We start from the raw sequence: 26,003 nt of genomic DNA, 5'->3' as shown, positions 1-26,003 counted from the left end.
CACATTTTGTGATTTTTAGGTTTAGTTTGCCTCGAAGCAAGACAAACAGATCGGAACCTCAAGGTTCCTGTTGCTCTAAATTTTTTACTTTTTCAAACACTTCAATGATGAAGCGACTCAAAAGTACACAAGGTTGTAACAAACTCTGTGAGCGCCGGAAAGTGTCAAATTGTCACAAAAATGTGATTTAATCGTTCACTTTCTGCGTCTCAACGCTTTGACTATATCAAAACGTATAAGGGATGCAAGGGTAAATTGACCTTTTTACGCAACGTTTGTGATTAATTTGTGGGTACGAAAAAGGAAATATTCGGCTTTACTGATACACGAAGCAAAAAATGGCGCCTATTTAGCGCCATTCTGCGAACAAGATTAAGGTCGGTAAAGTGCTTGAACTAAAGCGGTAAGCTGCTCTTGCACGGCGTTACTCATAAATCCGTACACGGGCGATGAAGGCTCCAAGCGAAGCAGCGAATATGCGTTTTTTTCTGCTTCAGCAAGGTAATCACTAATCTCTGTGCTGCGGGTTTTGAAAAGCCCTTGATCAAACCACTCTTCGTTTAATTCTGGGGGAAAGTGTTTTGCGCGTTCGCGCAATTGCGCAAACACGGCTTCCGTCTTTCCTTGCGTTTCATTAAGCCCCGGAAACATTTAAATACCTCGTCTTAATTTATCCCGCACATTGGTCGGCAAATTAGGTAAAGTCGACTTTGGAACCAAATACGTCGCCAAGTTCATAAAATCAGCAAAAATGCGATTTTTTTCGGTCGTCTTTTTTAAATACTCGTGTCCTGACGAGCCACCCGTGCCAATCTTTGAACCCAGCATACGCTGCACCATCATGACATGTCGGTAACGCCAAATCGTTAGGTTTTCATCGATATCAGCAAGTGAATCAAGGACTTGATAAGGTAAGTTGAATGCTGGCTCTTCGCGATACAAGTGGATGAACAATGCTGCTTGCAAAGCCCGTTGCGATAGGCGTACACGACCGGCAGCACGCATTTCTTCATAAAGTTCACTATCAAACAAAGCTGCAAAATTAGCACGCGTACTCGCTAGTTCTTTCAGTTCCGTTTCCACTTCTTCCGCGCTTAATAACGGATTTCCACGGACAATGCCTTCATCATGCTCAAGCTGCGATTCAATTGCGCGCTGATAATGTTGCCAAAAACTAAAATCTTCTTGCTCCAAAAACGGCATCCGCGCAAGCCAAGCGTCAACCAGACTGAATAAATCCGGTTGTTCTTCCAGCGCAGCCAAATAGGCGCGGTCGTCATCATTGATACGGTTATAAAACGACGCTTGGTCGAAGGCAATACGCTTATCCCGTTTAACCCCCAGCGAAATTTCGATTTCTTTAAACTGAATACTTTGGAATCCGGACGCGGGTACCAAGTAGTCACGAAATTCAAGGAATTCCTGAGCTGTCATGGTTTCCATTACGTCAATCTGCTGATTGAGTAAATTTTGAATGGTCACCACCCTTTGTAATCGATGTACCAGCGTCATCAATTGTTCATCGGCGATGCTGGTTTGCTTAAAGATCGTGAGTACCGAACGCAGCTCATGAATAATCTGCTTAAACCAGAGTTCGTAGGCTTGATGAACAATAATAAAAAGCATTTCTTCATGCGCTTCTGGTCCATATTTTGGACTGACCGGTTGCTGTGCCGACAATAATCGATCCAAACCGAGATAGTCACCGTAGTAAACGGGGTCATACGTTTTCTTCATATCGCCGGAGCCCTTTCTATTTTTATATTTATTTACATGTTTCAGTATCTGTTACATTCTGAAACATAGAAAATAACAGAATTGCAACATTGCACATAACATTCAACACGAGCTAAAGCTGGGGGTTCGCCGACGCCTCCAACACGCGAATTTGATCTGCTAATTCGCAATTTGTTCGCGTAACGATTTGTTTTTCCACACCTTGTCGACAAATAAAGCCGTTGAGGTAATCGATTTCGGTGCGCCGCCCTGCGGTAATATCTTGTAGCATACTACATCGATTGCCTGCAGTTGCTCGGATCACTTCATGGACTTGCGCCTCTAACTCATTGGCGTCAAGCGCAAGGTTTACTTTCGCTATTTCCTCACACACGGCACGAATCTTTGTTCGCGCCGAATCACTGCGAAGTACGCCATTACTACTTTGTGCCAGTGTCGCTAGCGGATTGATTGCACAATTAATGGCGAGTTTATGCCAGCGCCGTAGCGTAATATCGTCGGTCCAAGTTAACGGTGGAAAAGCGGCGGCTAGCGTTGTAAACCATTGTGGTTGTGCAGCAGCGTGTCTTGCACCGAGCCAACTATGCCCCAGCCCCGCCAAAATTGAATGATAACGATCCTGCCGCCAAGCACCGTGCGTCGTGACTAAATCAAATACCTGCCAGTCAGGATGCTCTTGAATCAACTCCTCTGCAGCCCCCATTCCATTATGACTCACAATCAGTTGAGCCTGCTGCGGTAGACCTTCATCGACAAGCTGTAACAGCAGCGGTTCAAGTTGCCATGCTTTGACGAAAACCAGCCACACGGCATCTTTCCCGGCAGCTGCTGCCGTTTGGCAGACGGGCAACGAACTGTGTGAAATTTGCTCGTGCACTGACGTTGTTATGTCTAGCTGTTTGTGTTGCCGGTCGCGGACATAGAGCTGAACATCTTCACCAGCACGCGATAACGCTGCGGCCCAGTGCGACCCCAACGCGCCAGTCCCAACGACAACCCAACGGGTCATGGTAGCTCTCCGTTTTCACGATCCCATGCCGCTTGGCGTGCACGGTTATCGTCCTCGAGTTTCTGCACATCACGGCGTATTGCCCACAAAAACAGTAAACTTGGAATGACCATGACAGTCGTCAACAAGAAGAACAACGCCCAGTTGCCATTTAACCAGTCAACCACAACACCGCTATACGCTGCTAAGACGGTGCGACCGAGAGTACCGATTGACGCCATCAGCGCATATTGAGTGGCCGTAAAAGCACGATTGGCGAGCAAACTAATGAGGGCAACAAAGGCGACCGTTGACCACGCTGAGGTGAATCCGTCGGTGATTACCGCTGCCAGCAATAAGGCTTTATTCGGACCCACCAAGGCCAAAGCCGAAAACAGCAGGTTACTCGCCGCCATGGCACTACCACCGATAAACAGTCCTTTTAAAATACCAATGCGCATCGTCACATAGGAGCCTATCAGGGCAAACGCGATGGTGACCCACCAGTTCACTAGTTTCGAATATAGCCCAATCTCGGCATTGGTGAAGCCGACCTCTTGGTAAAACACAATCGACATACGCCCAAGAAAAGCTTCACCGACTTTGAACAAGAGCACAAATAGCAAAATGGACAACGCAAAACGCGGACCGTTACGGCGGAAGAATTCCGCCAAAGGCTCGACTAAGGTCACCACCAGCCACGCTGTCGTACGATGACTTAAGCCAATCCGAAGTGGCTGTGTATACCCTTGTGCAACGGGCGTCTCGCGATTGAAATGAAGTAGAATTTTCGCCAAGGGATATAACACCGAGGCGAATAAAAGCAACCACAATAGCCAGCCGACAATGCCTGGCGCTCCATTCAAGGCTAAGTTGACTTGTGATACCACACCGCTAAATGCGGCGATGACTAAGCCGAGCAAGCCCAATGCCAGAGCCATCAATGCGAGCATGCGTTTTGGCTCGGCTGCTGCTGCCTGTTGGTAATGGAGTTCCGCTTCGCGTTGCTGCGCGCCTCGCGACGTTTTCGGCTCTTGAGCCAACCAAACGCCAGCACTTAGCAATAACATCATCGCCGCAAGAATTTGATAGACCTGAGGCCAAGCCATGCCTTGTAAAAGAAACGCGAAGGTTGTCGAGGTTGAGGTGTCGGTTAAGAAGAAAGGTATGGCGCCGAGCCCTGCAAAACCGGTCCACCAGCCCGCCGTTGCCATTGCCGCGGCTGCTGACTGGACGCGTGCCTCATGCTCACCCACCGAGTCGATACGATAAGCATCAATGGCAATATCTTGGGTCGCAGAAAAAATGGCAATGGTTAACGCCACCATGCCCGCTAGGCGCAAACTTTCGGTAAAGTCGATTTGTGCTAGCACGAAACAAGCGGCGGCGACGCCAAATTGGCAAAACAAGATCCAACCACGGCGGTGACCTAACCAGTCGCTGAGCAACGGGATCTTGATGCGATCGACCAATGGCGACCACAAAAAGTTGACCGAATAGGCTGCAAAAACTGCACCGAAAAATCCGATGGTAGCGCGGGTAAAGCCCATTTCATTGAGCCAAGCCGTCATCGACGAGCCAATCATCACCCAAGGGTAACCACTAGCCATTCCCAAAAGGAAAATCGTCAGTAGTCGCCGCTGACTATAAAACTTAACAATATTACCCCAACCAACTGGCGCCCGGCTAATATCACCGGTACGCCCGGTTTGCGGATTCGGCTCAGCCACGAATTAGTCTGCCTTTTCTTCGGGTAACAGCTCCACGCGGATTAATACGAGCGGCTCCACTGGCACATCAGGAAAGTTGACGTCCTCGTTAAAATCCGTTGCAACTGCCATCATCTCGCGTAGTAATTCTTCATTTTCGATCACCCGTCCAAACACTGCATAGCCCCACCGGCGTGGATTTGGGTTTAGGCTGTCATTGTCATTGGTGTTGAAATAAAACTGGCGACGCGCCGAATGCGGATCCTGTTGACGAGCCATGGCGATGGTACCGAATCGATTGGGTAAGCCATTACCCGATTCATTAATGACAGTATCGCCTTCAGGTAAAGGCGTCCAGTCTGCTTCATATCCCCCACCTTGAACAACAAAGTTATCGACCACTCGATGGAAAAGGGTATTGTTGTAGCTGCCCGAGACAACGTGTTGTAGGAAGTGCTCGACCGTAACCGGTGCGCGCCAGCGATCCAGCTCAACGACCATCACCCCCATATTGGTGGTAAACTGTACCCGCGGATAGAGATTATCCTTTTGCGTATCGGCCGTTGCCGGGAATACAGCAACGGCTACAATTGAAATAATTGCAAATAACCATGTTTTCATAATTGTCCTCTTTATCGCGTGGATTGCTGAATAAGCCATTGACGCAACTCTTCATCATTAAGCAATTGTGTCAATGTGTCGGCCAGACCCTGATTAAAGCTGCGCTGCATCCGCTGATAATCAGGCGCTGATAATGGTGCGCCGGTCACTATTGTCTGATAACGCCGAATAATGGACTGACTTTGATGCTCGCCCTCGAGCCGCAACGAAATATTGTGATTGGTTTGATAGGTGCGATCGATATGCTCAACGCGAATCAATGCATCTTCGATAAACAACGTCATTTTAATCGGCGATTGCGGTGAGAATAACCAATTGGAACTCAATTCTCTACTGATCAGAGTAGCCAGAGGGCTAGCGGTCGTGGCAAACTCTGCATGATCCTGATGATGTTCCACGCGCAGCACATGACTGTGTGTACGCTGGTCCTTTATCTCCATACGAACAGGTGGTAATTGTTGTCCGTCAGATGTTGCCAGCGGCGGTATAGTAACGTCGAGCACATCCGGTACCCGTGGTGTTGCATTGCAACCCGACAACAAAAAAACCAACATGCATACAGCGAACAATCCACGCATAAGACTTGCCCTTTTCGAATGACTTCGTTTTCTTATGGGCAATAAAGGTATACGATTGTTACTGTAGAGTCACGCGCTGCGCCGTTAAATCAGCGCAAAAGTATTTAAGGTAGTGTTCATGAAATTTGCAGAAATCACCGGTTGGGGTAAATGTGTACCACCCGCAGTCATGACCAATAATGACTTGGCCACATTTTTAGAAACATCCGATGAATGGATTCGCACCCGAACGGGGATCGAAGAACGACGCGTCAGTGCGGTCGGCACTTCAGCATTAGCGACGGTTGCCGCACGCAATGCATTAGCGGCTGCCGACTTGGATCCATTGGAAATCGATCTGATTATTGTCGGCACCTGTACTGCCGATGAAATCATTCCAAATGTTGCCTCGAAAGTTCAGCAGAATATCGGCGCTAAGAATGCCGCGGCGTTTGATTTAAATGCTGCTTGCAGCAGTTTTTTCTATGCAATGCATTTTGCGACCTCAAGTATTCGTATCGGCATGCATAAAAAAGTGCTGATTATTGGCGCCGAACGCCTGACCCGCATTCTCGACTGGACCAAGCGCGAAAGTGCGGTGTTGTTTGGTGATGGTGCCGGAGCCATGGTTCTCGAAGCATCCGACAACCATGCCGGTTTACTCGCCTCTAAAATCAGCTGTGACGCCGATGCCCGCGACGTGCTCTCACTCGACTTTGGTATGAGTTTCGACCGCTACAATTTTGATGGCGTTATGCCATTCAACTTTATTGGCCAAGAGATCTTTAAACGTGCGGTGAAAGGAATGAGTGCTGCTGTCGAAGCGGTGTTTCAAGAAACAGGCCTGAATGTCGATGATATTGATGTACTGATTCCCCACCAAGCAAATAAACGCCTGATCGACTTCCTTGCCAAGATGTGCAAAGTGCCCGAAGAAAAAACCATGGTCAACATCCAGAAATATGGGAATACCTCTTCAGCTACGTTACCCATTGCCTACACGGAAGCCCTCGAAACCGGTATGGTGAAACCTGGTGATTCGATTATTTCGGCGGTCTTTGGTGGTGGCTTAACCTGCGGCGCAGGCCTGATTAAGTGGGGTGAGCGTGTCACGCCGCTGCAGAATAATCAATTGACGCTCGAACAAGGCGCAGATCAGAGTGCTCTTGACCTCATTTTGCCTTTGTATGAAGGTGCGAAAGCAGCGCAGGAGAAAGCGGCCAAAAACGAAGCCTAAATACGCCGCTGCAGATAGCAAAAAGGCAGTTCCAACGGAACTGCCTTTTTATTTGTTCTTGTTTCTCAGCTTAAACCGCCGCAAACCCTAGCGCTTTCTCTGTGCCTTGGCGGCAATAATCGCTTGTGTTTCCTCACTGGCAAGTACCGTCAAAAAATCTTTCAATTCGCGCTGAATCCGCGCAGGCACTGCTTCAGGCTGAACTTTCATCAGCTTTTTGCTGAGCCGCAATGAACGCACTGGCTTAGCCGCAAGGCGTGCGCCCACGTCGGCTATCGTTGCGGCTAATTCGTCACCCGGCACGACCTGATTGACCATGTTGAATTCATAGGCTTTCTGCGCATCAATGGTGTCCGCCAACAAGAGCAATTCAGCCGCTTTTAAATGCCCACACAACGCAGGTAGTAACTGGCTTGAGCCCGCCTCTGGAACCAAGCCCATGTCCACAAATGGCATGACAAACTGAGTGCCTTCAGCTGCGTAAACAAGGTCACAATGCAGCAACAACGTCGTACCGATACCTACAGCAGCTCCCTGCACTGCAGCAACAACCGTGACGTCGACAGTGGCAATAGTATTGAGGAACTGGAACACGGGCGAGTCTGCTTTCAACTCACCATGGCGCAGAAAATCACCCAGATCATTACCTGCACAGAATAAATCACCCGCACCGGTAAACACCACCGCTGCAATATCATCGCGACGATTCGCATCAATTAACGCCTGCGTCATGACCGCATACATTTCTTGGGTCAGTGCATTTTTCTTCTCTGGACGATTCAGTTGCACCGTTAGAATTTTATTCGCTTCGGTAACAATGACGTGCTCGCTCATGGCTGATTCCTCGTTATTTTGCGCGCGGACGATCGCGTCGCCCGAACAGCTATTATGCTTGTGACAGCACCATAACACTGGTCAGTCCAGATAGACAAGGATGAATTCGATACTTTAGGAAGCTTCACACTAGAGAAGGCGATTAGCGCCAAGCGCAAAACCGAGAGTTTTAATCTGACGCGTTATTTTAGGCGCCTAAAAAGGTGATGACCCCACCAGCCACACCCCGGCACACATTACCCCAACTACGGCTGCTCCCTTCCGGGCCTGACCGGGTTCGCTGGTTCATGTTGCGAGGGGACCAATGGGGTCACCGCCGCGAATTATGCTTGAAAGCGGCGCTAAACTCAACCTAACCCAAGCAATCTTCGCGCAACTGGCTAAAAAGCCACCAGTGTTTATTTGTCTTCGATAAATTCAAGCACTTCTAAGCCGAAACCAGACAGTGCGGAGTACTTCCGCGGCGAGCTCAATAAGCGCATTTGGTGGACACCAAGGTCAGCCAGAATTTGCGAGCCGACACCGACATTGCGCGACTCTTTACTTTTCGTCGCCGAACGCTGTACTTCGCCTTTATCTTCTTGCTCAAAGAAGCGGACTTGTTCAATTAAGTCTTGCGGGCTTTGCTGTTTGCTCAACATCACAAACACACCACCTTCTTCAGCGATTTTTCGCATTGCACGGTACACCGGCCAACTGCGGCGGCTCGCCCGCTCAGTTGCCAGCAAGTCATTGAAAGTATCCTGCAAGTGCACCCGGACTAGTGTCGGCTGATCGCCCTGCACTTCGCCACTCACCAGCGCAAAGTGCACTTGACCATCGACCGTGTCTTGATACGTGACTAAGTCAAATTCGCCATACGCGGTTGGCAATTTACATTGAGCCACACGCTCAACCGTGTGCTCTTTCATTGAGCGGTATTCAATTAAATCGGCAATCGTGCCAATTTTTAAATCGTGTTCAGCGGCAAACTTCTCGAGATCGGGACGGCGCGCCATGGTGCCGTCTTCATTGAGAATTTCGACAATCACTGCGGCTGGCTCATAACCTGCCATGCGCGCTAAATCACAGCCCGCTTCCGTATGCCCAGCGCGGTTTAGCACGCCACCTTGACGGGCTTTCAAGGGGAAAATATGCCCTGGCATCACCAAGTCAGTCGGTTTCGCATCGGTAGCGACTGCCGCCAACACGGTTTTCGCCCGATCACTGGCTGAAATACCGGTAGTGACGCCATGCGCCGCTTCAATCGATACGGTAAAATTGGTCGCATACGGTGAATTGTTTTGCCCAACCATGAGCGGCAGACGCAACTGTTGGCAACGCTCTTCGGTCAGCGTCAAACAAATCAGGCCACGGCCATATCGCGCCATAAAATTAATCGCTTCAGGTGTGACGCACTCGGCGGCCATAATCAGGTCGCCTTCGTTCTCACGATCTTCATCATCCATGAGAATGACCATCTTGCCCGCTTTCATATCGGCAATAATTTCGGCCGTACTATTCAAACTCGACATGCTACTTCACCCTCATTTAGCTAGTGCGCCGTCGGGGCGCATGGTAATTTTTAAATCTGGTCCCAGCTGCTGACAAGCCACAATTTGCCATGGTTGCACGGCAGCCATACTCGTTGGCGCGGACATGGTTAATAACTCTTTTGCGCCGCTGCCTAAAAATTTCGGTGCTTGATATACAATCAGGTCATCGACTAAGTTGGCATCTAACAAAGCCCCAGCCAATCGCGCACCACTTTCTACCCAAACCGACAGAATATTCGCCGCGGCAAGCTTTTCCAGCAGTGCTAGCAAGGACACTCTGCCATCCGCACCTGCGGCAACAATCACTTCCTGCGCATGCGCTGGCAATGCGATATCAAGCGCCTGAGTACGTACGATCCAAACTGGGTTTTGGTCTTGAAAAATGCGTGCCTGTGGCGAAATTTCGCCACGATGATCAATAATCACGCGCAACGGTTGACGCACGTGTTTCGGCGCAACGCCGGTTTGCGGCGCAAAGGCCTGCATGGATTTCTTCAACGCAGGGTCTAGATGTTCGCTGCCACGCAGTTGTTCAGCCTGCGGCTGCTCTTGAAAATACAACACATCCTCAGGAAACTCTTCTACGCGCACATTTAAGCTCGGATCATCGGCTAACACCGTACCCGCACCAGACAAAATCGCTCCCGCCTGAGCACGGCCAACCTGCACGTCACGGCGTGCTTCGGCGCTCGTGATCCATTTACTCTCACCGGAAGCCAATGCGGTTTTGCCGTCCATTGACGCGGCCAGCTTCACCTGCACCAATGGGCGATTTTTTACTACACGGGTAAAAAACGCCGCAGAAACAGCAAACGCTTCGTCACTTAAAAGGCCCACATCCACCTGAATTCCAGCATGACGCAGCAGTTCAATGCCGCGGCCAGAAACCGCCGGAAATGGGTCTTGCATCGCCACCACAACACGGCCGACCGCCGCCTTTAGCAGTGCTTCTGCGCAAGGCGGTGTGCGTCCATGATGACTGCACGGCTCTAAGGTCACATAGGCAGTTGCGCCACGTGCCCGCTCACCGGCTGCCCGCAGCGCAAAGACTTCCGCATGGGGGCCGCCCGCGCGTTCATGAAAACCGGCGCCGACAATGCAGTCACGCCATTGCTTCGGCCCCGCTGACAGATCAACCTGTTCGCCAGCGACAATGACACAACCAACATTTGGATTCGGATGCGTGGTAAAACGCCCTCGGGCGGCAAGCTCGAGGGCGTATTGCATAAAAAAGTGGTCAGCGGGGGTAAACGGCATGTTAGTCATCTAAACGCGCAATTTCCTCACCGAATTCACGAATATCCTCAAACGAGCGATACACCGAGGCAAAGCGAATGTAGGCGACTTTATCGAGCTGTTTCAATTGGTCCATGACCAACGAACCAATCAGTTTGCTCGACACTTCGCGCTCACCGGTCGCCCGCAGTTTCGACTTAATTCGGTTAATGGTTTGTTCCATGGCTTCGAGGCTAACCGGCCGCTTCTCGAGCGAACGCAGCAAGCCTGCACGCAGTTTATCTTCGTTAAAGGGCTCGCGGGCGCCATTGCTTTTAATCACCCGTGGCATCACTAATTCAGCACTTTCGAACGTCGTGAAACGCTCTTTGCATGCATTGCACTCACGCCGCCGGCGCACCGACATACCGTCGGCGACTAAGCGTGAGTCAATCACTTTAGTGTCTTGTTCGTCACAAAATGGACAATGCATAGCAACCCTCTAGCCGTTGACCTAACCTGTTTAGCTTAGGCGTAAACTGGAAAACGTGCACACAAGGCCTTAACTTCGTCACGCACGCGCGCTTCCACGCCTTCGCTGTCGCCAGCTGCAACTGCATCGAGCACGTCACAAATCCAATGTGCCACTTGCTCCGCTTCTGCTTCTTGGAAACCACGACGCGTAATCGCCGGCGTTCCTAAACGCAAACCTGAGGTAACAAACGGTGAACGCGGGTCATTCGGAACCGAGTTTTTATTTACCGTGATATACGCACGTCCAAGCGCTGCGTCGGCATCTTTGCCGGTAATGTCTTTGTCGATCAAGTCAACCAAGAACAAATGGTTTTCAGTGCCATTCGAAACAATCTTATAGCCGCGCTCTTGCATTACCCGAACCATGGCCTTGGCGTTCTTCAACACCTGCTTCTGGTACTCTTTAAACTCAGGCTGCAAGGCTTCTTTGAACGCCACCGCTTTCGCTGCGATCACGTGCATTAATGGACCACCTTGGTTGCCCGGGAATACCGCACTGTTGAGCTTCTTGTGAAGCTCTGGGTCGTCTTTACCAGACAAGATTAAGCCTGAACGCGGGCCAGCTAAGGTTTTATGTGTGGTTGTGGTCACCACGTCCGCAATTGGCACTGGGTTCGGATACAAACCTGCAGCGACAAGGCCAGCAACGTGAGCCATATCGACCAATAAGTAAGCGCCGACTTCGTCAGCGATTTCACGAAATTTCTGCCAGTCAACAATGCCTGAATACGCCGAGAAACCGGCGATAATCATTTTCGGCTTGTGCTCATGCGCCAGCTGACGCACCTGGTCATAATCGATTTCGCCAGTGGCGTCGTTCAGACCATACTGCACAGCATTGTAGTTAATTCCTGAGAAGTTCACGTGCGACCCGTGGGTTAAATGGCCACCATGCGCCAAGCTCATACCTAACACCGTGTCACCCGCTTTACATAGGGCCATGAATGCGGCTGTGTTGGCTTGTGAACCAGCGTGCGGTTGAACGTTCGCATAAGCCGCACCAAATAATTCTTTAGCGCGCTCGATGGCTAAGTTTTCAGCGATGTCAACATATTCGCAACCGCCATAGTAGCGCTTGCCTGGATAGCCTTCAGCATACTTGTTGGTTAACTGCGAGCCTTGTGCTTCGAGAACACGCGGGCTGGTGTAGTTTTCTGACGCAATTAATTCAATATGCTCTTCCTGACGCTGAACTTCTGCTTGCATAGCCGCCCATAATTCTGGGTCAAACCCAGCGATAGTCATTTCAGAACCAGACATGCGAACTCCTAAAAATGTGTGCCGAAAATTACCGGCAGAGGACAAAAATTAGAGGCCATATCATACTCTCTTTGGCGCTTAAATGGTAGGCGCATGGGGCCTATCGCCAATGGTATGAAATGCCAATCCGAAACTGCCGGCGCGGTTCATTATAGCCGGGCCGAAATTCATGCTCATTATCGAGAATATTATCCATGCTCAGATAAAACATCCATTCCCGCGAAAAAGCTTGCTCCCAGCGGCCGTTCAATATCCAAGTTCCTGCCGCACGTTCATCAGAATAGGCTGAGACACGCCGATTACCGTTAGCCACTAAGTCCAATGACATGACGCCATCGGCAAAACCTTGGCTCATGGTGATGGTGCCAAAACTATGTGCTCGATTCAGCAACCGCACGCCAGTCGCCTGATCTTCGGTTTCTTGCAGCGTTGCATGGGCACGAACGCGCCAACGCTTCCAGTTGTATTCCCAGCGCAAAGTCAGTCCATAAGCAGTTGCCCCACCGACATTCGCCGGCGACCACAAACCACCATCACTCGGTGATTTCCAAACGATTAAATTACTAAAGTCTGAGTAAAATACTGAAGCTTCAAGTAAACCCGCACGGATATAGTGACGCGCATAAGCCGACACCGTTTCAGAGCGCTCTGGACGTAGTTGGTCATTGCCCGTTCCCGGCCAATACAAGTCATTAAAAGTTGGCGGTTTATAACCACTACTATGGCTGACACCAAAGCGCCACAGGTCTACAGGGGTCATGGATAAGTCAACGGAATGGGTAAAATTCGTGCCATATTGGGAATTATGTGCAAGTCGTCCGCCTGTAGTAATCTGCCAGGTCGGATAACGCCACAAGTAGTCGGTATAGACACTCCGTGTTTGCCTCGTTTGCGCGGCAAAGTTCAGCGGATACATTTGTGCTCGTTCACGCTCCCAATCGAAGCCGTACATGAGCTGCTGATTGCGCCCAGCGAGTGGTGTGGTTAATTGCCATGACAGAGTTTGTCGGCGGGTATCGAGTGCATCTTGGTCACCCAACCAAGTCGTCGAAAATTCAGCACCATCGGTGGTATTTGAGCGTTCACGAAAATTACTTAATTGAATTTCCTGCAAAGAACCATTAGCCAAGCGGTGTTTGACTTGCGTTTGCGTCGCCTGCTGGCGAATGCGTACAGCCGGTAAGCAGAAGACTCGTTCAAATGTGTCTGGGTGCAAACAGTCCTGATCATATTCAGCACGTGAACTAATATCAAAATGGCGCGCGGAAATTTGCAACTTCTCGCTGGCCTGATACGAGCCATTCCAAGTCACGTTCGTCGCGCTAGCGCCATCAAGCCCTTCATTGCCGAATAATTGATCTGTGGTCAGATCATAGCCTTCATACCAACGACGAATAATATTGAGTTGCTGACTCGTGCGTTCACTTCGGTAACTTGCGGACGTTGCTGCCTCACGGAAATGATAAGCGCCATGGCGAATGCGAACACTCGCGGTATTGCTTGCTGCTTGGCGAGTATAGATATGAATAACACCAGCCATACTATTACCGCCATATGTCGATGCTCGGGCACCACGGGTAATTTCGATGCGCTCAATATCGTCTGGGTGTAAATTTTGTAAGGAAGCTGTTCCAAGGGTCGGACTGGTGATCGGTTGACCATCGATTAGCACTAAAACATGGGAACTCGAACCGCCTTGCATCATGATACTTGTTTGTCCACCAAACAAGCCGGTTGAGGTTATATCTGCGCCAGCCACCTGACGAAGCAAAGGGATCACCGAGCCACCCTGTAAGCGCGCTATCTCATTCCGCGAGATCACTTGTACCGGCATTACATCCGATACCCGCTCAATCGCCTTGCCCCTGATTTCTAAGTGCTCTATCGCTTCTTCACCATCCATGTCGTTCGCTAGCAAGAGTAGTGCCATCCACCACATAAAACAGCCCCCAATTATGGTGTCGCAGAAACGTTAATTGTTATTTTCTTCAATGCCGAGCGTCGGTTTAAAAAAAGCCAGAACCTTTAAGAGTCCTGGCTTTTTCAATCAACCAGTTACTTAGTGATTTTCTTATATTTCACTCGGTGTGGCTCCATCGCATCAGAGCCAAATGTTTTCTTCATGTAGTCTTCATATTCCGAGTAGTTACCTTCATAGAAAGTCACTTTACCTTCATCACGGTAATCAAGGATATGCGTTGCAATGCGGTCAAGGAACCAGCGGTCATGCGAGATGACCAGCGCCGCGCCCGGGAACTCCAGCAAAGCTTCTTCAAGCGCACGTAACGTTTCCACGTCAAGATCGTTGGTCGGCTCATCGAGTAACAGCAGGTTGCCGCCTGCTTTTAATAATTTTGCTAAATGGACGCGGTTGCGTTCACCACCAGACAATTCACCAATGCGTTTTTGCTGGTCATTACCCCGGAAATTAAAACGACCGACATAAGCTCGGCTCGGAATTTCATAGGTACCAATGCGCAGGATATCCTGGCCATCGGAAACTTCTTCCCAAACCGTTTTTTTGGCGTCCATATCGTCACGGAACTGATCTACCGAAGCTAAATGCACCGTCTCGCCAACTTCAATCGTGCCGGCGTCAGGCTGCTCTTTGCCGGAGATCATCCGAAACAGCGTCGATTTACCCGCGCCGTTTGGACCGATAATCCCAACAATTGCCCCTTTCGGCATGCTAAAGCTTAAGTCGTCAATTAAGACTCGGTCGCCATAGCTCTTTTTCAACCCATTCACTTCTAGAACTTTGTCGCCAAGGCGAGGCCCCGGCGGAATATAAAGCTCATTCGTTTCGTTGCGTTCTTGATAATCACCGGACTGCAGTTCTTCAAAGCGATTAAGACGCGCTTTACTCTTCGCCTGACGCCCTTTCGGGTTTTGCCGAACCCACTCCAGCTCTTTCTTAATTGACTTCTGGCGCGCCGCTTCCGAACGTTCTTCATGTTCTAAACGAGCTTCTTTCTGTTCCAGCCAACTTGAGTAATTCCCCTCCCATGGAATGCCATAACCACGGTCGAGTTCAAGAATCCAGCCTGCCACGTTATCAAGGAAATAACGGTCGTGGGTAATGGCCACAACGGTGCCTTCATAGTCATGGAGGAAGCGTTCGAGCCACGCCACAGATTCGGCGTCAAGGTGGTTTGTCGGTTCGTCGAGAAGCAACATGTCTGGTTTTTCTAACAATAACCGACAAATCGCGACGCGCCGGCGCTCACCACCCGATAAATGTTCAATTTTTGCATCCCAAGGCGGTAAACGCAGTGCGTCTGCAGCACGCTCGAGTGCGTTGTCGAGGTTGTGGCCGTCGTGCGCTTGTAAAATCGCTTCCAGTTCACCTTGGCGTTTGGCTAACGCGTCAAAGTCGGCATCTTCTTCCGCGTACGCAGCATAAACCGCGTCGAGCTCGGTCAGTGCGTTCTTTACGTCCGCCAAGGCTTCTTCAACCGCTTCACGAACCGTTTGATTCGGATCCAGTTGCGGCTCTTGCGGCAAATAACCAATTTTAATGCCGGTTTGGGGGCGCGCTTCACCTTCAAATTCAGTGTCAACACCGGCCATAATTCGCAATAACGTTGACTTACCTGCGCCATTGAGACCGAGTACACCAATTTTGGCTCCCGGGAAAAAACTTAACGAAATATCTTTCAAAATTGTGCGCTTCGGCGGAACCACTTTGCTAACGCGCAACATGCTGTAGATATACTGAGCCATTATCTTTTCATTCCTTCCAAAAACAACTCACCAAAAGCGGGAGTGTAGCATATTATTTAGTACCAAAGATCTTGTCACCAGCGTCGCCGAGGCCGGGTAAAATATAGCCATGCTCATTCAAGCGCTGATCAAGAGACGCCGCATATATAGTAATGTCAGGGTGCGCTTCGAGAACCCGCTTTACACCTTCTGGCGCAGCAACCAGCACTAACACGCGGATCGCTTTACAGCCATGCTTTTTTAACATGTCGAGCGTAGCGACCATGGTGCCGCCAGTCGCTAACATAGGGTCGACAACCAACGCTGTACGCTCATCAAGATTACTGGCGAATTTTTCATAGTAGGGAACTGGCTCTAGGGTCGTTTCGTCGCGGTAGAGCCCGACCACACTGACCTTTGCACTGGGAATCAATTGCTGGACGCCGTCGAGCATACCAAGACCTGCACGTAAAATCGGCACAATAGTAATCTTCTTACCTTTAATCTGCTCAACTTCAATCGTATCCCCGCTCCAACTTTGAATTTGGTGCATTTCCAACTGCAAATCTTTAGTTGCCTCATAGGTCAGTAGGTTGCCTAACTCGTTGGCCAGCTCGCGAAATGCTTTGGTACTAATGTCTTGGGCACGCATTAAGCCGAGTTTGTGCTGAACTAGAGGGTGTTTGATTACGTGTAAAGTCATAGATCACCAGAAATTGTTGTCGACGCAAATGGATGTCGCTAAGTATAACGAATTGATAGCAATGACGCAGAGTAAATTCCCTCGTCACCTGACCAATTTATTCATTACGTAGCGTGCGTAATGCATCGTACACTAGACGCACCCGCTCTGGCTCATTGCGTTGCCCCTGAAAACCACATAGCGGCATATCAGGGCTATCCGTTTCCAAAACCAGACTTTGTGCTGGCAAACGGGCAATGGTTTGGCGTGTTTTTTGTGCCCGTGGATACGTAATGACACCCCCGACACCGAGGCGAAAACCTAACTCAATCCATGCCATCGCTTGCTGATAGCTGCCCGAAAAGGCATGAACAATACCACCACAAATAGTCGCTTTGCGAACGAGCGGCAGCATAGTGTCTAAGGTTTTTCGATGATGGAGAATAACGGGCAGTCGGAACTCAGCCGCAATCATTAATTGTGCGTCAAACAGACGCTTTTGTTTCGCCATATCACCGACATGTGCATCTAAGCCAATTTCCCCCACGGCAATGGCGCCCTGTTGCAGCCAATGAGGCAATTGTTCAAGGTCACTCTCACCATGCTGCTCGATGAAGTAAGGGTGTAAACCAAAGGCTATCTGCCAAGACGCGTATTGTTGCCGCAGTTGCGCGAGCCGCGGCCACGTCGCTGATTTGACTCCAGGCACCAAAAACCGCTGAACACCGCGAGCCATAGCGCGCTGCATCACGATATCGCGATCGTCATCAAAATCAGAAAAATCAAGGTGACAATGGGAATCGGTTAAATCCACCGCCGCTGGGGAATAGGATGGAAATAAATCAATTAAACTCATTGGTAATTTGTATTTTCGACCGCCGCAACAGGTGAAACCAGCGCTCGACGTCGACGCAACACACCAAACGTGACCAATACACCGGCCACGAAGGACATGGCAAGACCAACTAATTGTTGGCGGCCGGCGATGCGATGATAGGGTCGCGATTGCGCGGTAATGCGCTCATAGTCAAACGTAATCCGCACAAACCCCAACAAATGCGACACGCCATTGCTGCGATCATAGACGGGGGCGACCATAGGAACCGCCCACATGCTGTCCGGTAATTGTCGCAAAAACTCATGCACTGGCAAATCGTGACCTGCCCGCACCACATTGCGGCCGAGATCGTCTTGAATGCTCACTTCAAGAATAGCGTCTTGTTGTTGCAAGTGATTCGCTAAACTCTGCAGACCCTCCTGGTTACCATTTAAAAACCAAACACGTGCTTCATGTTCCGCTTGCGCTAGGATGACTTTCGCCAAATTTTCTGTGTGGGCAACAATGACTTCCTCACCTTTTTTATTGGCTTGGAGCCAAACATTAGCAATAATGAAGAGTAAGATTGCGGCAATGACAAACAAAACGACGCGGCGATAGACTTGCTCGCCAGGAACAAACCAAGGTCGTTTTGATAGTTCATGAGTAGGATGATGTGCTAAGTTCATAACGAAACTTTAGCGTAAGCGCGAGTGCCGCGCAATCGGTTCGGTAAGTGAAACTTTGGGAGCGTCAGGACTTTATGCAACAATTACCGGATATTAATCAGCCTGGTCTCGTGGTCTTCGATCTCGATTCGACCCTGATTCAGATGGAAAGTATCGATACACTAGCGACACTCAATGGTAGTAGTCACGATGTCGCGGCCATCACTGAACGAGCCATGCAGGGTGAACTGGACTTTAAAGCAGCCCTATTCGAACGCGTCGCTTACCTTGAAGGCATCCAAGAAAACGATATTTTCGCGTTAGTTGACCAAGTCCGTGTGTCTCCGGGAGCAGATGAGCTGATTCAATTTTTTCGTAGCAAACGATGGAAAATTGCTATTTTATCTGGCGGGTTCACTTGGTTTGCCGATCAAGTTGCCATGCGTTGGGGCGTTGACTTCGTTGCCTGTAACTCACTAGAAGTGAAAGCCGGTAAGCTGACAGGGAAAGTGCTCGGCGAAATCATCGATGCGGAAGCAAAAGCAAATTACCTCAATGCGTTACGTAACCAATATGGCTTTGATAGTCGCCAAGTTATTGCCATCGGTGATGGTGCCAATGATATTCCCATGTTAACCGCTGCTGGGCTTGGTGTTGCCTTTAACGGTAAAGCAGCTTTAATCAAGGTCGCCGATATTTCTTTGCAAGAACGACTCGATCAGTTAATTCCATTTTTAACCAACGAGTCCAATTAAAAGTCAGACACCCCAAAGACTTGGCGCACGAGATCGGCATTCAATATCTCGTCCACCCTTCCTTGCTGATGCACGCGACCTGCCTTCAGGACAACGACATCATCGCACCAGGTCTGCACCAGTTGCAGATCATGCAGCACGACGACAACGACTTTCCCGTTATCCGCTTGCTCTCGCAGCAAGCGCATAATTGACCCTTGATGACGCAAATCCAGTGCCGCAGTTGGCTCATCGGCTAATATCACCGCTTGCTCGGCCACCAGCGCCCGAGCAAGCTGTAAGCGCTGTAATTCACCTGCGGAGATTTGCGCAATAGAACGTTGTGCCAGATGCGCACAATCCACTTGCTCAAGCACTTGCGTCACCCGCTGATGGGCCTGATTTTGATCGACATTTCGCTGCGACAAGAGGCCGATGGCGACTAAATCAGTTGCCGATAGTGCCCAGCTTGGTTGTTCGTTTTGTCCCAGATAGCCAATCGATGCGAAGTCGCTCGATGGCCTAACGATCCGCCCAGCTGTCGGCTTCGAGATACCGGCGATCAAGTTCATCAGTGTCGACTTCCCGCTGCCATTCTCACCAATGATTGCAGTCAGCTTTCCCGCATGGATAAGGCTTGATATATCACGCAGAACTGGTTCGTCCGCTCGATAGGCAAAGCTGACCTGCTCAAGTTTTAACGCCATATATCCCCTCTGACGATATTCTTCATGAGTAAAAACAAGAAAAACGGTCCACCTAGAAGTGCCGCTAACGAACCAACCTGTAATTCGGGCCCGGTTGGTAACACTTGCACAAGGAGATCGAGAAGTAGAACGAGGCATGAGCCCGCTAGCGCCGAACTTACCAGCAAGTAATCAGGACGATTGCGCACAAACGGCCTGACGATGTGCGGTACAATTAATCCAACAAAGCCAATAATTCCGGTGACCGCAACAGCACTTCCCGTGGTTAAAGCCAAGCCAATCAGTACGACAAGACGTTGGCGTCGATGGGAGAACCCCATACTCGCTGCCACATTTTCACCTAAAGTCAAACTGAGCAAATAATGGCGTGAATAAAGCAATAAGCTCGCACCCATGATAAATCCCGGTAGCAACATATAGATATGTTGCAGGTCTCGCCCGACAAACGAACCTAAGAGCCAATAGCTAATTTCTTGGAAGGCAAATGGATTGGCGGCAAAACTTAACGCCAACGCGATGACACCACCACAAAACGACGTGACTGCTATGCCAGCAAGAATTATGCTTGTTACCGGTGCCTTGATCCCAGCAATCCAGAGAATGACGAATAACGCCAGTCCACTGCCGAACATAGCGAAGACAGGTAAGGCAAAACTATGCCATGCGGCAAAGCCAAAATAGAGTGCGATGACAGCAGCGGCTGCGCCTCCGGATGAGACGCCAAGAATTCCCGGCTCAGCCAGTGGGTTGCGGAGAAGCCCTTGAATCGCAGCTCCAGCTAAACCAAGTGCTGCACCAACGAGCGCGGCGAGGAACAGTCGTGGCAGCCGGATTTCAAACAATATGACAGCAGCAAACTCTGCTTGTGTGGATTCTGCGCGCAGGTCTAAAAGGGTAATGCCACTGCTACCGACATTGACACCAAACACGAGCAACACCGCAATGAGTCCGGCCAAGACGAGCCGGTGACGGGTGAGATTAGTCATTGCCCTCACCTCCCAATATTGCGCTGATGTGGTGAACAAATTCTGGGAGCTGATAGCTAAAGCAGCCCATCATCGTTCGCGGTAGGATCAACACGCGCACCTGTGGTTGCTCAATATATTGCTGAAAAGCGCGATGGTATGCGCCCGTTTGGGCCAATGCAAAATCGGTATTCTCGATTACATCTGCCGCAGTGTCCGCCATTATACTCGCTTCCATGATCACGATATCGGGCCGCAATAACCACAAGTCTTCGAGGTTAAACCGCACTAATCCTGAACCTTGCTGAGCGGCGACGTTCTCACCACCAAGCTGGTCAATCACCTCGGTAAACAACGTGTCAGCACCGAACGATAAATTATTTTCTTGAAACCAAAGTAGCCGCTTCCCTTGCAGTGGTTGCAAGTCAAAAAGTCTATCTAACGCGCTGACCGTCATACCATCGAGTGAAAGTAAGTGTTGCAGTTGTTGCTGTAAAGCGGAAACAGCAGCAATCGATGACGGCTCAGCAAGAATCTGGACGTCAAGCCCGTGATTTTTTAAGTAGTGAACCAGCAACGGTGAGGAGAACTCAGTGGCAACAACTAATTCTGGCGCAAAACGCAAAATGCGTTCGATGCGGCCTTGGTGAGCTTCAACTGTTTGTAGTGATTGCGCATTCGGTATTTGTGCAACGAGATATTGGTCAAGACATAAATTTAGCGACGTCAACCGTGGCCATGCGTCTGCCGCTCGACTCTCCGCGAGCATCCACTTTGACAGGGATAGGAGCATTAAAGCCCAAGCCAACATTAAAAACAGTCTAGTTACACGCAAAACCAGCTTCCTTTCCCGAGGTAAGTTTGCAATCATCGTTGTCATTAATTTACCACTTCATCGATAGGATTGTCGCATGGCAAAAAGTCGACAAAAAACAGCATACGTATGTACCGATTGTGGTGCTGATTTTCCGCGTTGGCAGGGGCAGTGTTCCGAATGCTCGGCTTGGAATACCATTTCCGAAGTGCGCCTTGGCAGTGCGACCAGTCGCTCGAGCTCTGCGTCACGCAGCGGATTTGCCGGCTTCGTCGACGCCAAAGTACAAACGCTCAATGAAATCGACTTACAAGCTGTGCCACGGTTTTCGAGTAGCTTCGCCGAATTCGACCGCGTCTTGGGGGGTGGTATTGTACCCGGCTCGGCGATTCTAATCGGCGGCTCACCCGGTGCCGGTAAAAGCACCCTGCTCCTACAAATCATGTGTAAGTTAGCGGCCACTATGCCAGCATTGTACGTAACGGGTGAAGAGTCTCTGCAACAGGTCGCTATGCGTGCGCAACGGTTGCAGTTACCCACAGATAAGTTGCGCATGTTAGCAGAAACTTCCGTAGAAGTGATCTGCCAGTTAGCCGATCAGGAAAAACCGAAAATCATGGTCATTGACTCGATTCAGGTCATGCATTTAAGCGACATCCAATCAGCACCCGGAAGTGTCTCACAGGTCCGCGAAACCGCTGCCTTTCTGACCCGCTATGCGAAACAACATAACGTCGCTATTATCATGGTTGGTCATGTCACCAAAGACGGTTCCCTTGCTGGCCCGAAGGTTCTCGAGCATTGCATTGACTGTTCAGTCATTCTCGATGGTGAATCCGACTCACGTTATCGAACACTACGCGGTACCAAAAACCGGTTTGGGGCAGTCAACGAGCTCGGTGTTTTTGCCATGCTAAGCGAGGGCCTAAAAGAAGTAAAAAATCCTTCAGCGATTTTTCTCAGTCGCAATGAGGAGCATGGTTGCGGCTCTGTTGTCTTAACACTGTGGGAGGGCACACGGCCTTTATTGGTCGAAATTCAAGCCCTTGTCGATCAATCGCAACTATCAAATCCACGCCGGGTCGCGGTTGGTGCGGAGCAAAATCGTTTAGCCTTGCTGCTAGCTGTGCTCCATCGCCATGGTGGCTTGATGCTGGGTGATTATGACGTCTTCGTCAATGTCGTCGGTGGCGTCAAAGTTGCAGAAACGAGCGCTGATTTAGCTATTTTACTTGCTATCGTCTCGAGCTTTCGGGAAATTCAGGTTCCCAAGGACATGATGATCTTCGGTGAAGTCGGTCTTTCTGGCGAAATTCGCCCTGTACCCAATGGCTCTGAGCGTATCAGCGAAGCCGCTAAACATGGTTTTAAGAAAGCCATTGTACCAGCCAGCAATGTGCCTAAATCAGCACCTGCAGGTATAGAAATTCATGGTGTGAAGAACTTGGCTGAGGCGCTCAATTTTATCTAAGCGAGCGACGAAAAAACCCGTGGTGTTGACAACCACGGGTTTCGGAAAGCTTGGCAGGGGTGGAGGGATTCGAACCCCCAACCGTCGGTTTTGGAGACCGCTGTTCTACCAATTGGAACTACACCCCTGCAACAGAGCGAAATTATACAGAGGCTTTTGTTATCAGCAAGTACTTTATGTGGCTTATGTAATCATCTGCCTACTTTCTAGGCAAATAATGCATAGGCTTGCTAACCCCATGTTTAGATTTAGGGATTAGCAAGCCATGCTGGTATAAACCCATCAACAGTTAATACAGCAATCCGTTTCGCTGATTAGCGAACTATCCTTGGAGTCCGTTTGTAGAAACACATCCATTTTCAGGCTTTTGTGCCATTCCTTAGCCCTAAATCCCTGCCTACAAAACACTGCATTACGCGACTACATGGGTATTTTTCCTCGAGCATTCCTTGCTCAAATCATTACTCAACAATCCGTTGTAAAATCATTATTCAGCATCCTGCCGATTTAGCAATCTTATAACCCTACATTCAGTTATTGCCCAGTTAAGTTACCGGTTAGCTTGATCATCGACATATGAAGTGCAACATCAATGACGTCGTTGTTTTACTCGTCAATCCGAAAAGGGTAGAATTGCGCGATTCAATGTAGGTCAAGGCAGATTAATGAGTCAGGTTCAATTAGAAGTCGCAAAGCGTCGCACATTCGCAATTATCTCTCACCCAGATGCGGGTAAAACCACCATCACCGAGAAGGTTCTTTTGCACGGTCAAAAACTGCAAAAAGCCGGTACGGTCAAAGGTAAAAAATCTGGTCAACATGCAAAATCAGACTGGATGGAGATGGAAAAAGAGCGTGGCATTTCCGTGACCACCTCGGTAATGCAATTTCCCTATCGCGAATCACTGGTGAACTTACTCGATACGCCGGGACACGAAGACTTCTCTGAAGATACCTACCGGACTTTAACTGCGGTGGATTCCTGCCTCATGGTCATCGACGCCGCCAAGGGTGTTGAGGAACGAACCATTAAGTTGATGGAAGTCACGCGTTTACGTGATACGCCGATTCTAACCTTCATGAACAAGCTAGACCGCGATATTCGTGACCCGTTAGAGCTGCTCGATGAAGTTGAATCTGTACTAAATATTATGTGTGCACCGATCACGTGGCCGATTGGCCAGGGAAAAAACTTCAAAGGCGTATACCACCTCCTTCGCGATGAGACGATTTTCTACAAAACCGGTCAAGGTCATCGCATTCAAGACATCGATATCATCAAGGGGCTGAATAATCCTGAATTAGACCAACGCGTAGGCTCGTATGCAGATGAATTGCGGGAACAAATTGAATTGGTCAAAGGTGCGTCGCATGAGTTTGATCTCGAGCTATTCTTAGAAGGCGAGTTAACCCCAGTTTACTTTGGTACCGCGCTCGGTAACTTTGGTGTTGACCACATGCTCGACGGCCTAGTGGAATGGGCGCCCCGCCCACAAGGTCGGGCGACCGAAAGTGGCACCTTCATCGAATCCCACGATGAACGCTTTTCTGGTTTCGTCTTTAAAATTCAAGCCAATATGGATCCGAAGCATCGAGACCGCGTTGCATTTATGCGAATTGTTTCCGGAAAATACGAACAAGGCATGAAAATGAAACATGTCCGCATTGGTAAAGAGGTTCGTATAGCCGACGCCTTAACCTTCGTTGCCGGCGATCGCGAGCACGTCGAAGAAGCATGGCCGGGCGATATTATTGGTTTGCACAACCACGGAACCATTCAAATTGGCGACACATTCACCTGGGGTGAGTCGTTCAAATTCTCTGGCATACCTAATTTTGCACCTGAGCTATTCCGCCGCATCCGTCTAAAGGATCCTCTGAAGCAGAAACAACTTCTAAAGGGGTTGGTACAACTTTCCGAAGAAGGTGCAGTGCAAGTGTTTCGCCCTTTGATTTCGAATGACCTCATTGTTGGCGCGGTCGGCGTGCTGCAGTTTGATGTCGTCGTTCATCGCTTAAAATCGGAATACAAAGTTGAGGCAATTTACGAGAACGTGCAAGTTGCTACGGCTCGTTGGGTGTATGGCAATGACGTGAAGAAATTTGAAGAATTTAAGCGTAAAGCCGAGCACAATTTGGCGCTTGATGGCGGCGACAACCTCGCGTATATCGCACCAACCATGGCAAACCTAAGCCTGACGAAAGAGCGCTTTCCTGACGTCACCTTCACGCACACGCGTGAGGTCTAAAGCCAACTAAAGAGCGATTGTGCTGGTCGGGTAACGGGCCATCACAATCGCTGTTTCTGCGCATTCGCCTGCAATCTGAGCCGGGTAATAACCGACTCGCCTGCCTACCTCATCAAAACCAAACGCATGATAGAGCTGAATCGCCGCATGGTTCGATTCACGCACATCAAGAAAGACCGTCGCCTGGAGTGCACCTTGCACACTCGAACAACGAGCAATGAGATCATCCATTAAGAGCCGGCCTATACCTTGACGCTGAACGTCAGGATCTACAGCAATGTTCATGAGGGTGACTTCGTCAAGCACGCTATGGCAAACATAGTAGCCAACCAATGTGGGTTGCTGCTGTCGCATCACATAGAGGCTTCGTATCACGTAGCCAGCCCCCGTAGACTGTCGAAAGGTATTCCGCGACCAGGGTTGAACGTGTGCACGCTCCTCGATCGAAAAATGAGCTTCGGCTACTTGGTCGTCGGTTACGATCAGCATTAGTTAATCTCGACCAGCCGCCATTGTTTGTTGGCTGAGCAACTGCCAGAGTTGTTTCTTGTCTGTGCTCGTTAAGGTGCGACCAATAAAGTGATCGATATTGATCGGCTGACGCTCTTCGCTCGGTTGCGAAACTTCGGTGACCTTCGCTCCGATAAAGGCTGCAAGATCACTCAGCCACTGAGGTTCAACAACCGGCAATCGTGATGAAGTCTGTAATAGCCATGGACCTAATCGCACGTAGTAAACGTTAGGTTCAGTTAACGGTTGTTCCTTAGTTTCGTCGCCTTGAAGCGCAATATTAACAGGCGAAGGCTCTGGCGAAGGCTCTGTCGCCCCCCAGTCCGATACCGAACTCGGCGACCGCAAGGCTAAAGCAAAGTGGCTGATGCCAAGCTGAGTTAAACAAGCTTGCTGAATTTGGCTATACATGACCATTTAAATCTCTCAAAAGAAGCATTGAATATGGCGGCAATAA

25 protein-coding genes, 1 tRNA gene and 1 other RNA gene are annotated in these 26,003 nt (G+C 49.7%); 4 read left to right on the top strand and 23 right to left on the bottom strand.

Annotated elements, in window-relative coordinates; genetic code table 11:
* Positions 1–372: 372 nt before the first annotated feature.
* From priC to LAT77_RS06100, 6 genes are all read right to left on the bottom strand, one after another.
* Positions 373–651, bottom strand: a complete 279-nt coding sequence (gene priC / locus LAT77_RS06125; RefSeq protein ID WP_290563677.1) for a primosomal replication protein PriC — start codon at positions 649–651, stop codon at positions 373–375.
* On the bottom strand, positions 652–1,737 hold the full coding sequence (locus LAT77_RS06120) for a tryptophan 2,3-dioxygenase family protein (RefSeq protein WP_290563676.1): 1,086 nt from the start codon (positions 1,735–1,737) through the stop codon (positions 652–654).
* 112 nt (positions 1,738–1,849) lie between these two features.
* On the bottom strand, positions 1,850–2,746 hold the full coding sequence (locus tag LAT77_RS06115; protein WP_290563675.1) for a ketopantoate reductase family protein: 897 nt from the start codon (positions 2,744–2,746) through the stop codon (positions 1,850–1,852).
* On the bottom strand, positions 2,743–4,455 hold the full coding sequence (locus tag LAT77_RS06110; RefSeq protein ID WP_290563674.1) for an MFS transporter permease: 1,713 nt from the start codon (positions 4,453–4,455) through the stop codon (positions 2,743–2,745). Before LAT77_RS06110 ends, LAT77_RS06115 begins: the two co-directional genes overlap by 4 nt.
* A 3-nt stretch (positions 4,456–4,458) precedes the next feature.
* On the bottom strand, positions 4,459–5,055 hold the full coding sequence (locus tag LAT77_RS06105; protein WP_290563673.1) for a peptidylprolyl isomerase: 597 nt from the start codon (positions 5,053–5,055) through the stop codon (positions 4,459–4,461).
* 11 nt (positions 5,056–5,066) lie between these two features.
* Complete coding sequence (locus LAT77_RS06100) at positions 5,067–5,609, bottom strand: YajG family lipoprotein (RefSeq protein ID WP_290563672.1); 543 nt, start codon at positions 5,607–5,609, stop codon at positions 5,067–5,069.
* Positions 5,610–5,751: 142 nt separating this feature from the next.
* On the opposite strand from LAT77_RS06100, the gene LAT77_RS06095 reads away from it, so the two are divergent.
* Positions 5,752–6,849, top strand: a complete 1,098-nt coding sequence (locus LAT77_RS06095) for a ketoacyl-ACP synthase III (protein ID WP_290563671.1) — start codon at positions 5,752–5,754, stop codon at positions 6,847–6,849.
* 87 nt (positions 6,850–6,936) lie between these two features.
* On the opposite strand, the gene LAT77_RS06090 is transcribed toward LAT77_RS06095, so the two are convergent.
* From LAT77_RS06090 to LAT77_RS06040, 11 genes are all read right to left on the bottom strand, one after another.
* The gene (locus LAT77_RS06090; protein ID WP_290563670.1) at positions 6,937–7,683 is read right to left on the bottom strand and encodes an enoyl-CoA hydratase-related protein; all 747 of its coding nucleotides are present in this window, start codon (positions 7,681–7,683) and stop codon (positions 6,937–6,939) included.
* Positions 7,684–7,893: 210 nt separating this feature from the next.
* Positions 7,894–7,990: signal recognition particle sRNA small type (gene ffs, locus LAT77_RS06085), an RNA gene on the bottom strand.
* A 91-nt stretch (positions 7,991–8,081) separates the two neighbouring features.
* Positions 8,082–9,197 (bottom strand): bifunctional 3,4-dihydroxy-2-butanone-4-phosphate synthase/GTP cyclohydrolase II, encoded by a 1,116-nt coding sequence (gene ribBA, locus LAT77_RS06080; RefSeq protein ID WP_290563669.1) that lies wholly within the window; start codon positions 9,195–9,197, stop codon positions 8,082–8,084.
* A 12-nt stretch (positions 9,198–9,209) separates the two neighbouring features.
* Entirely contained in the window at positions 9,210–10,484 is a 1,275-nt protein-coding gene (ribD, locus tag LAT77_RS06075) for a bifunctional diaminohydroxyphosphoribosylaminopyrimidine deaminase/5-amino-6-(5-phosphoribosylamino)uracil reductase RibD (protein WP_290563668.1), read from the bottom strand.
* On the bottom strand, positions 10,477–10,926 hold the full coding sequence (gene nrdR, locus LAT77_RS06070; protein ID WP_126790280.1) for a transcriptional regulator NrdR: 450 nt from the start codon (positions 10,924–10,926) through the stop codon (positions 10,477–10,479). Before nrdR ends, ribD begins: the two co-directional genes overlap by 8 nt.
* Positions 10,927–10,961: 35 nt before the next feature.
* Positions 10,962–12,227, bottom strand: coding sequence for a serine hydroxymethyltransferase (glyA, locus tag LAT77_RS06065; RefSeq protein ID WP_290563667.1), 1,266 nt, complete (start codon positions 12,225–12,227; stop codon positions 10,962–10,964).
* Between the two features lie 100 nt (positions 12,228–12,327).
* Positions 12,328–14,166, bottom strand: a complete 1,839-nt coding sequence (locus tag LAT77_RS06060; RefSeq protein WP_290563666.1) for a TonB-dependent siderophore receptor — start codon at positions 14,164–14,166, stop codon at positions 12,328–12,330.
* A gap of 116 nt (positions 14,167–14,282) precedes the next feature.
* A complete protein-coding gene (gene ettA / locus LAT77_RS06055; RefSeq protein WP_290563665.1) occupies positions 14,283–15,950 on the bottom strand; it encodes an energy-dependent translational throttle protein EttA in 1,668 nt (555 codons plus the stop codon).
* 52 nt (positions 15,951–16,002) lie between these two features.
* Positions 16,003–16,632, bottom strand: coding sequence for a uracil phosphoribosyltransferase (gene upp, locus LAT77_RS06050; RefSeq protein WP_290563664.1), 630 nt, complete (start codon positions 16,630–16,632; stop codon positions 16,003–16,005).
* Between the two features lie 97 nt (positions 16,633–16,729).
* Complete coding sequence (locus LAT77_RS06045) at positions 16,730–17,467, bottom strand: TatD family hydrolase (RefSeq protein ID WP_290563663.1); 738 nt, start codon at positions 17,465–17,467, stop codon at positions 16,730–16,732.
* A complete protein-coding gene (locus LAT77_RS06040) occupies positions 17,464–18,117 on the bottom strand; it encodes an AhpA/YtjB family protein (RefSeq protein ID WP_290563662.1) in 654 nt (217 codons plus the stop codon). Before LAT77_RS06040 ends, LAT77_RS06045 begins: the two co-directional genes overlap by 4 nt.
* Positions 18,118–18,164: 47 nt before the next feature.
* Between LAT77_RS06040 and serB the strand changes: the two genes are divergently transcribed.
* The gene (serB, locus tag LAT77_RS06035) at positions 18,165–18,851 is read left to right on the top strand and encodes a phosphoserine phosphatase SerB (RefSeq protein ID WP_290563661.1); all 687 of its coding nucleotides are present in this window, start codon (positions 18,165–18,167) and stop codon (positions 18,849–18,851) included.
* Here the strand turns inward: serB and LAT77_RS06030 are convergent.
* Genes LAT77_RS06030 through LAT77_RS06020 form a run of 3 tightly spaced genes read right to left on the bottom strand, consistent with a single transcriptional unit; the run spans position 18,848 to position 21,337 of the window.
* Complete coding sequence (locus LAT77_RS06030; RefSeq protein WP_290563660.1) at positions 18,848–19,537, bottom strand: ABC transporter ATP-binding protein; 690 nt, start codon at positions 19,535–19,537, stop codon at positions 18,848–18,850. The genes serB and LAT77_RS06030 overlap by 4 nt on opposite strands.
* On the bottom strand, positions 19,528–20,523 hold the full coding sequence (locus LAT77_RS06025) for an iron ABC transporter permease (RefSeq protein WP_290563659.1): 996 nt from the start codon (positions 20,521–20,523) through the stop codon (positions 19,528–19,530). Before LAT77_RS06025 ends, LAT77_RS06030 begins: the two co-directional genes overlap by 10 nt.
* On the bottom strand, positions 20,516–21,337 hold the full coding sequence (locus tag LAT77_RS06020; protein ID WP_290563658.1) for a hypothetical protein: 822 nt from the start codon (positions 21,335–21,337) through the stop codon (positions 20,516–20,518). The genes LAT77_RS06025 and LAT77_RS06020 overlap by 8 nt, the downstream gene beginning before the upstream one ends.
* Before the next feature lie 76 nt (positions 21,338–21,413).
* Here LAT77_RS06020 and radA point away from each other — a divergent pair, with 76 nt between their 5' ends.
* On the top strand, positions 21,414–22,787 hold the full coding sequence (gene radA / locus LAT77_RS06015) for a DNA repair protein RadA (protein WP_290563657.1): 1,374 nt from the start codon (positions 21,414–21,416) through the stop codon (positions 22,785–22,787).
* A gap of 51 nt (positions 22,788–22,838) precedes the next feature.
* Here radA and LAT77_RS06010 read toward each other — a convergent pair.
* Positions 22,839–22,915, bottom strand: a tRNA-Trp gene (locus LAT77_RS06010).
* A 537-nt stretch (positions 22,916–23,452) separates the two neighbouring features.
* On the opposite strand from LAT77_RS06010, the gene prfC reads away from it, so the two are divergent.
* Positions 23,453–25,036 (top strand): peptide chain release factor 3, encoded by a 1,584-nt coding sequence (gene prfC, locus LAT77_RS06005; RefSeq protein WP_290563656.1) that lies wholly within the window; start codon positions 23,453–23,455, stop codon positions 25,034–25,036.
* Between the two features lie 6 nt (positions 25,037–25,042).
* Here prfC and rimI read toward each other — a convergent pair whose 3' ends face one another.
* Both rimI and LAT77_RS05995 read right to left on the bottom strand, forming a co-directional pair.
* Positions 25,043–25,525, bottom strand: a complete 483-nt coding sequence (gene rimI / locus LAT77_RS06000; RefSeq protein WP_290563655.1) for a ribosomal protein S18-alanine N-acetyltransferase — start codon at positions 25,523–25,525, stop codon at positions 25,043–25,045.
* Positions 25,526–25,528: 3 nt separating this feature from the next.
* Positions 25,529–25,957: a hypothetical protein gene (locus tag LAT77_RS05995; RefSeq protein WP_290563654.1), complete on the bottom strand. Its 429-nt coding sequence runs from the start codon at positions 25,955–25,957 to the stop codon at positions 25,529–25,531.
* Between the last annotated feature and the right edge of the window lie 46 nt (positions 25,958–26,003).

The sequence above is a fragment of the Aliidiomarina sp. genome (genome assembly GCF_022565475.1).
GTDB lineage: Bacteria > Pseudomonadota > Gammaproteobacteria > Enterobacterales > Alteromonadaceae > Aliidiomarina.
The sequence above is the reverse complement of the archived record's forward strand: the minus strand, read 5'-3'. Positions and strand labels throughout refer to the sequence as shown.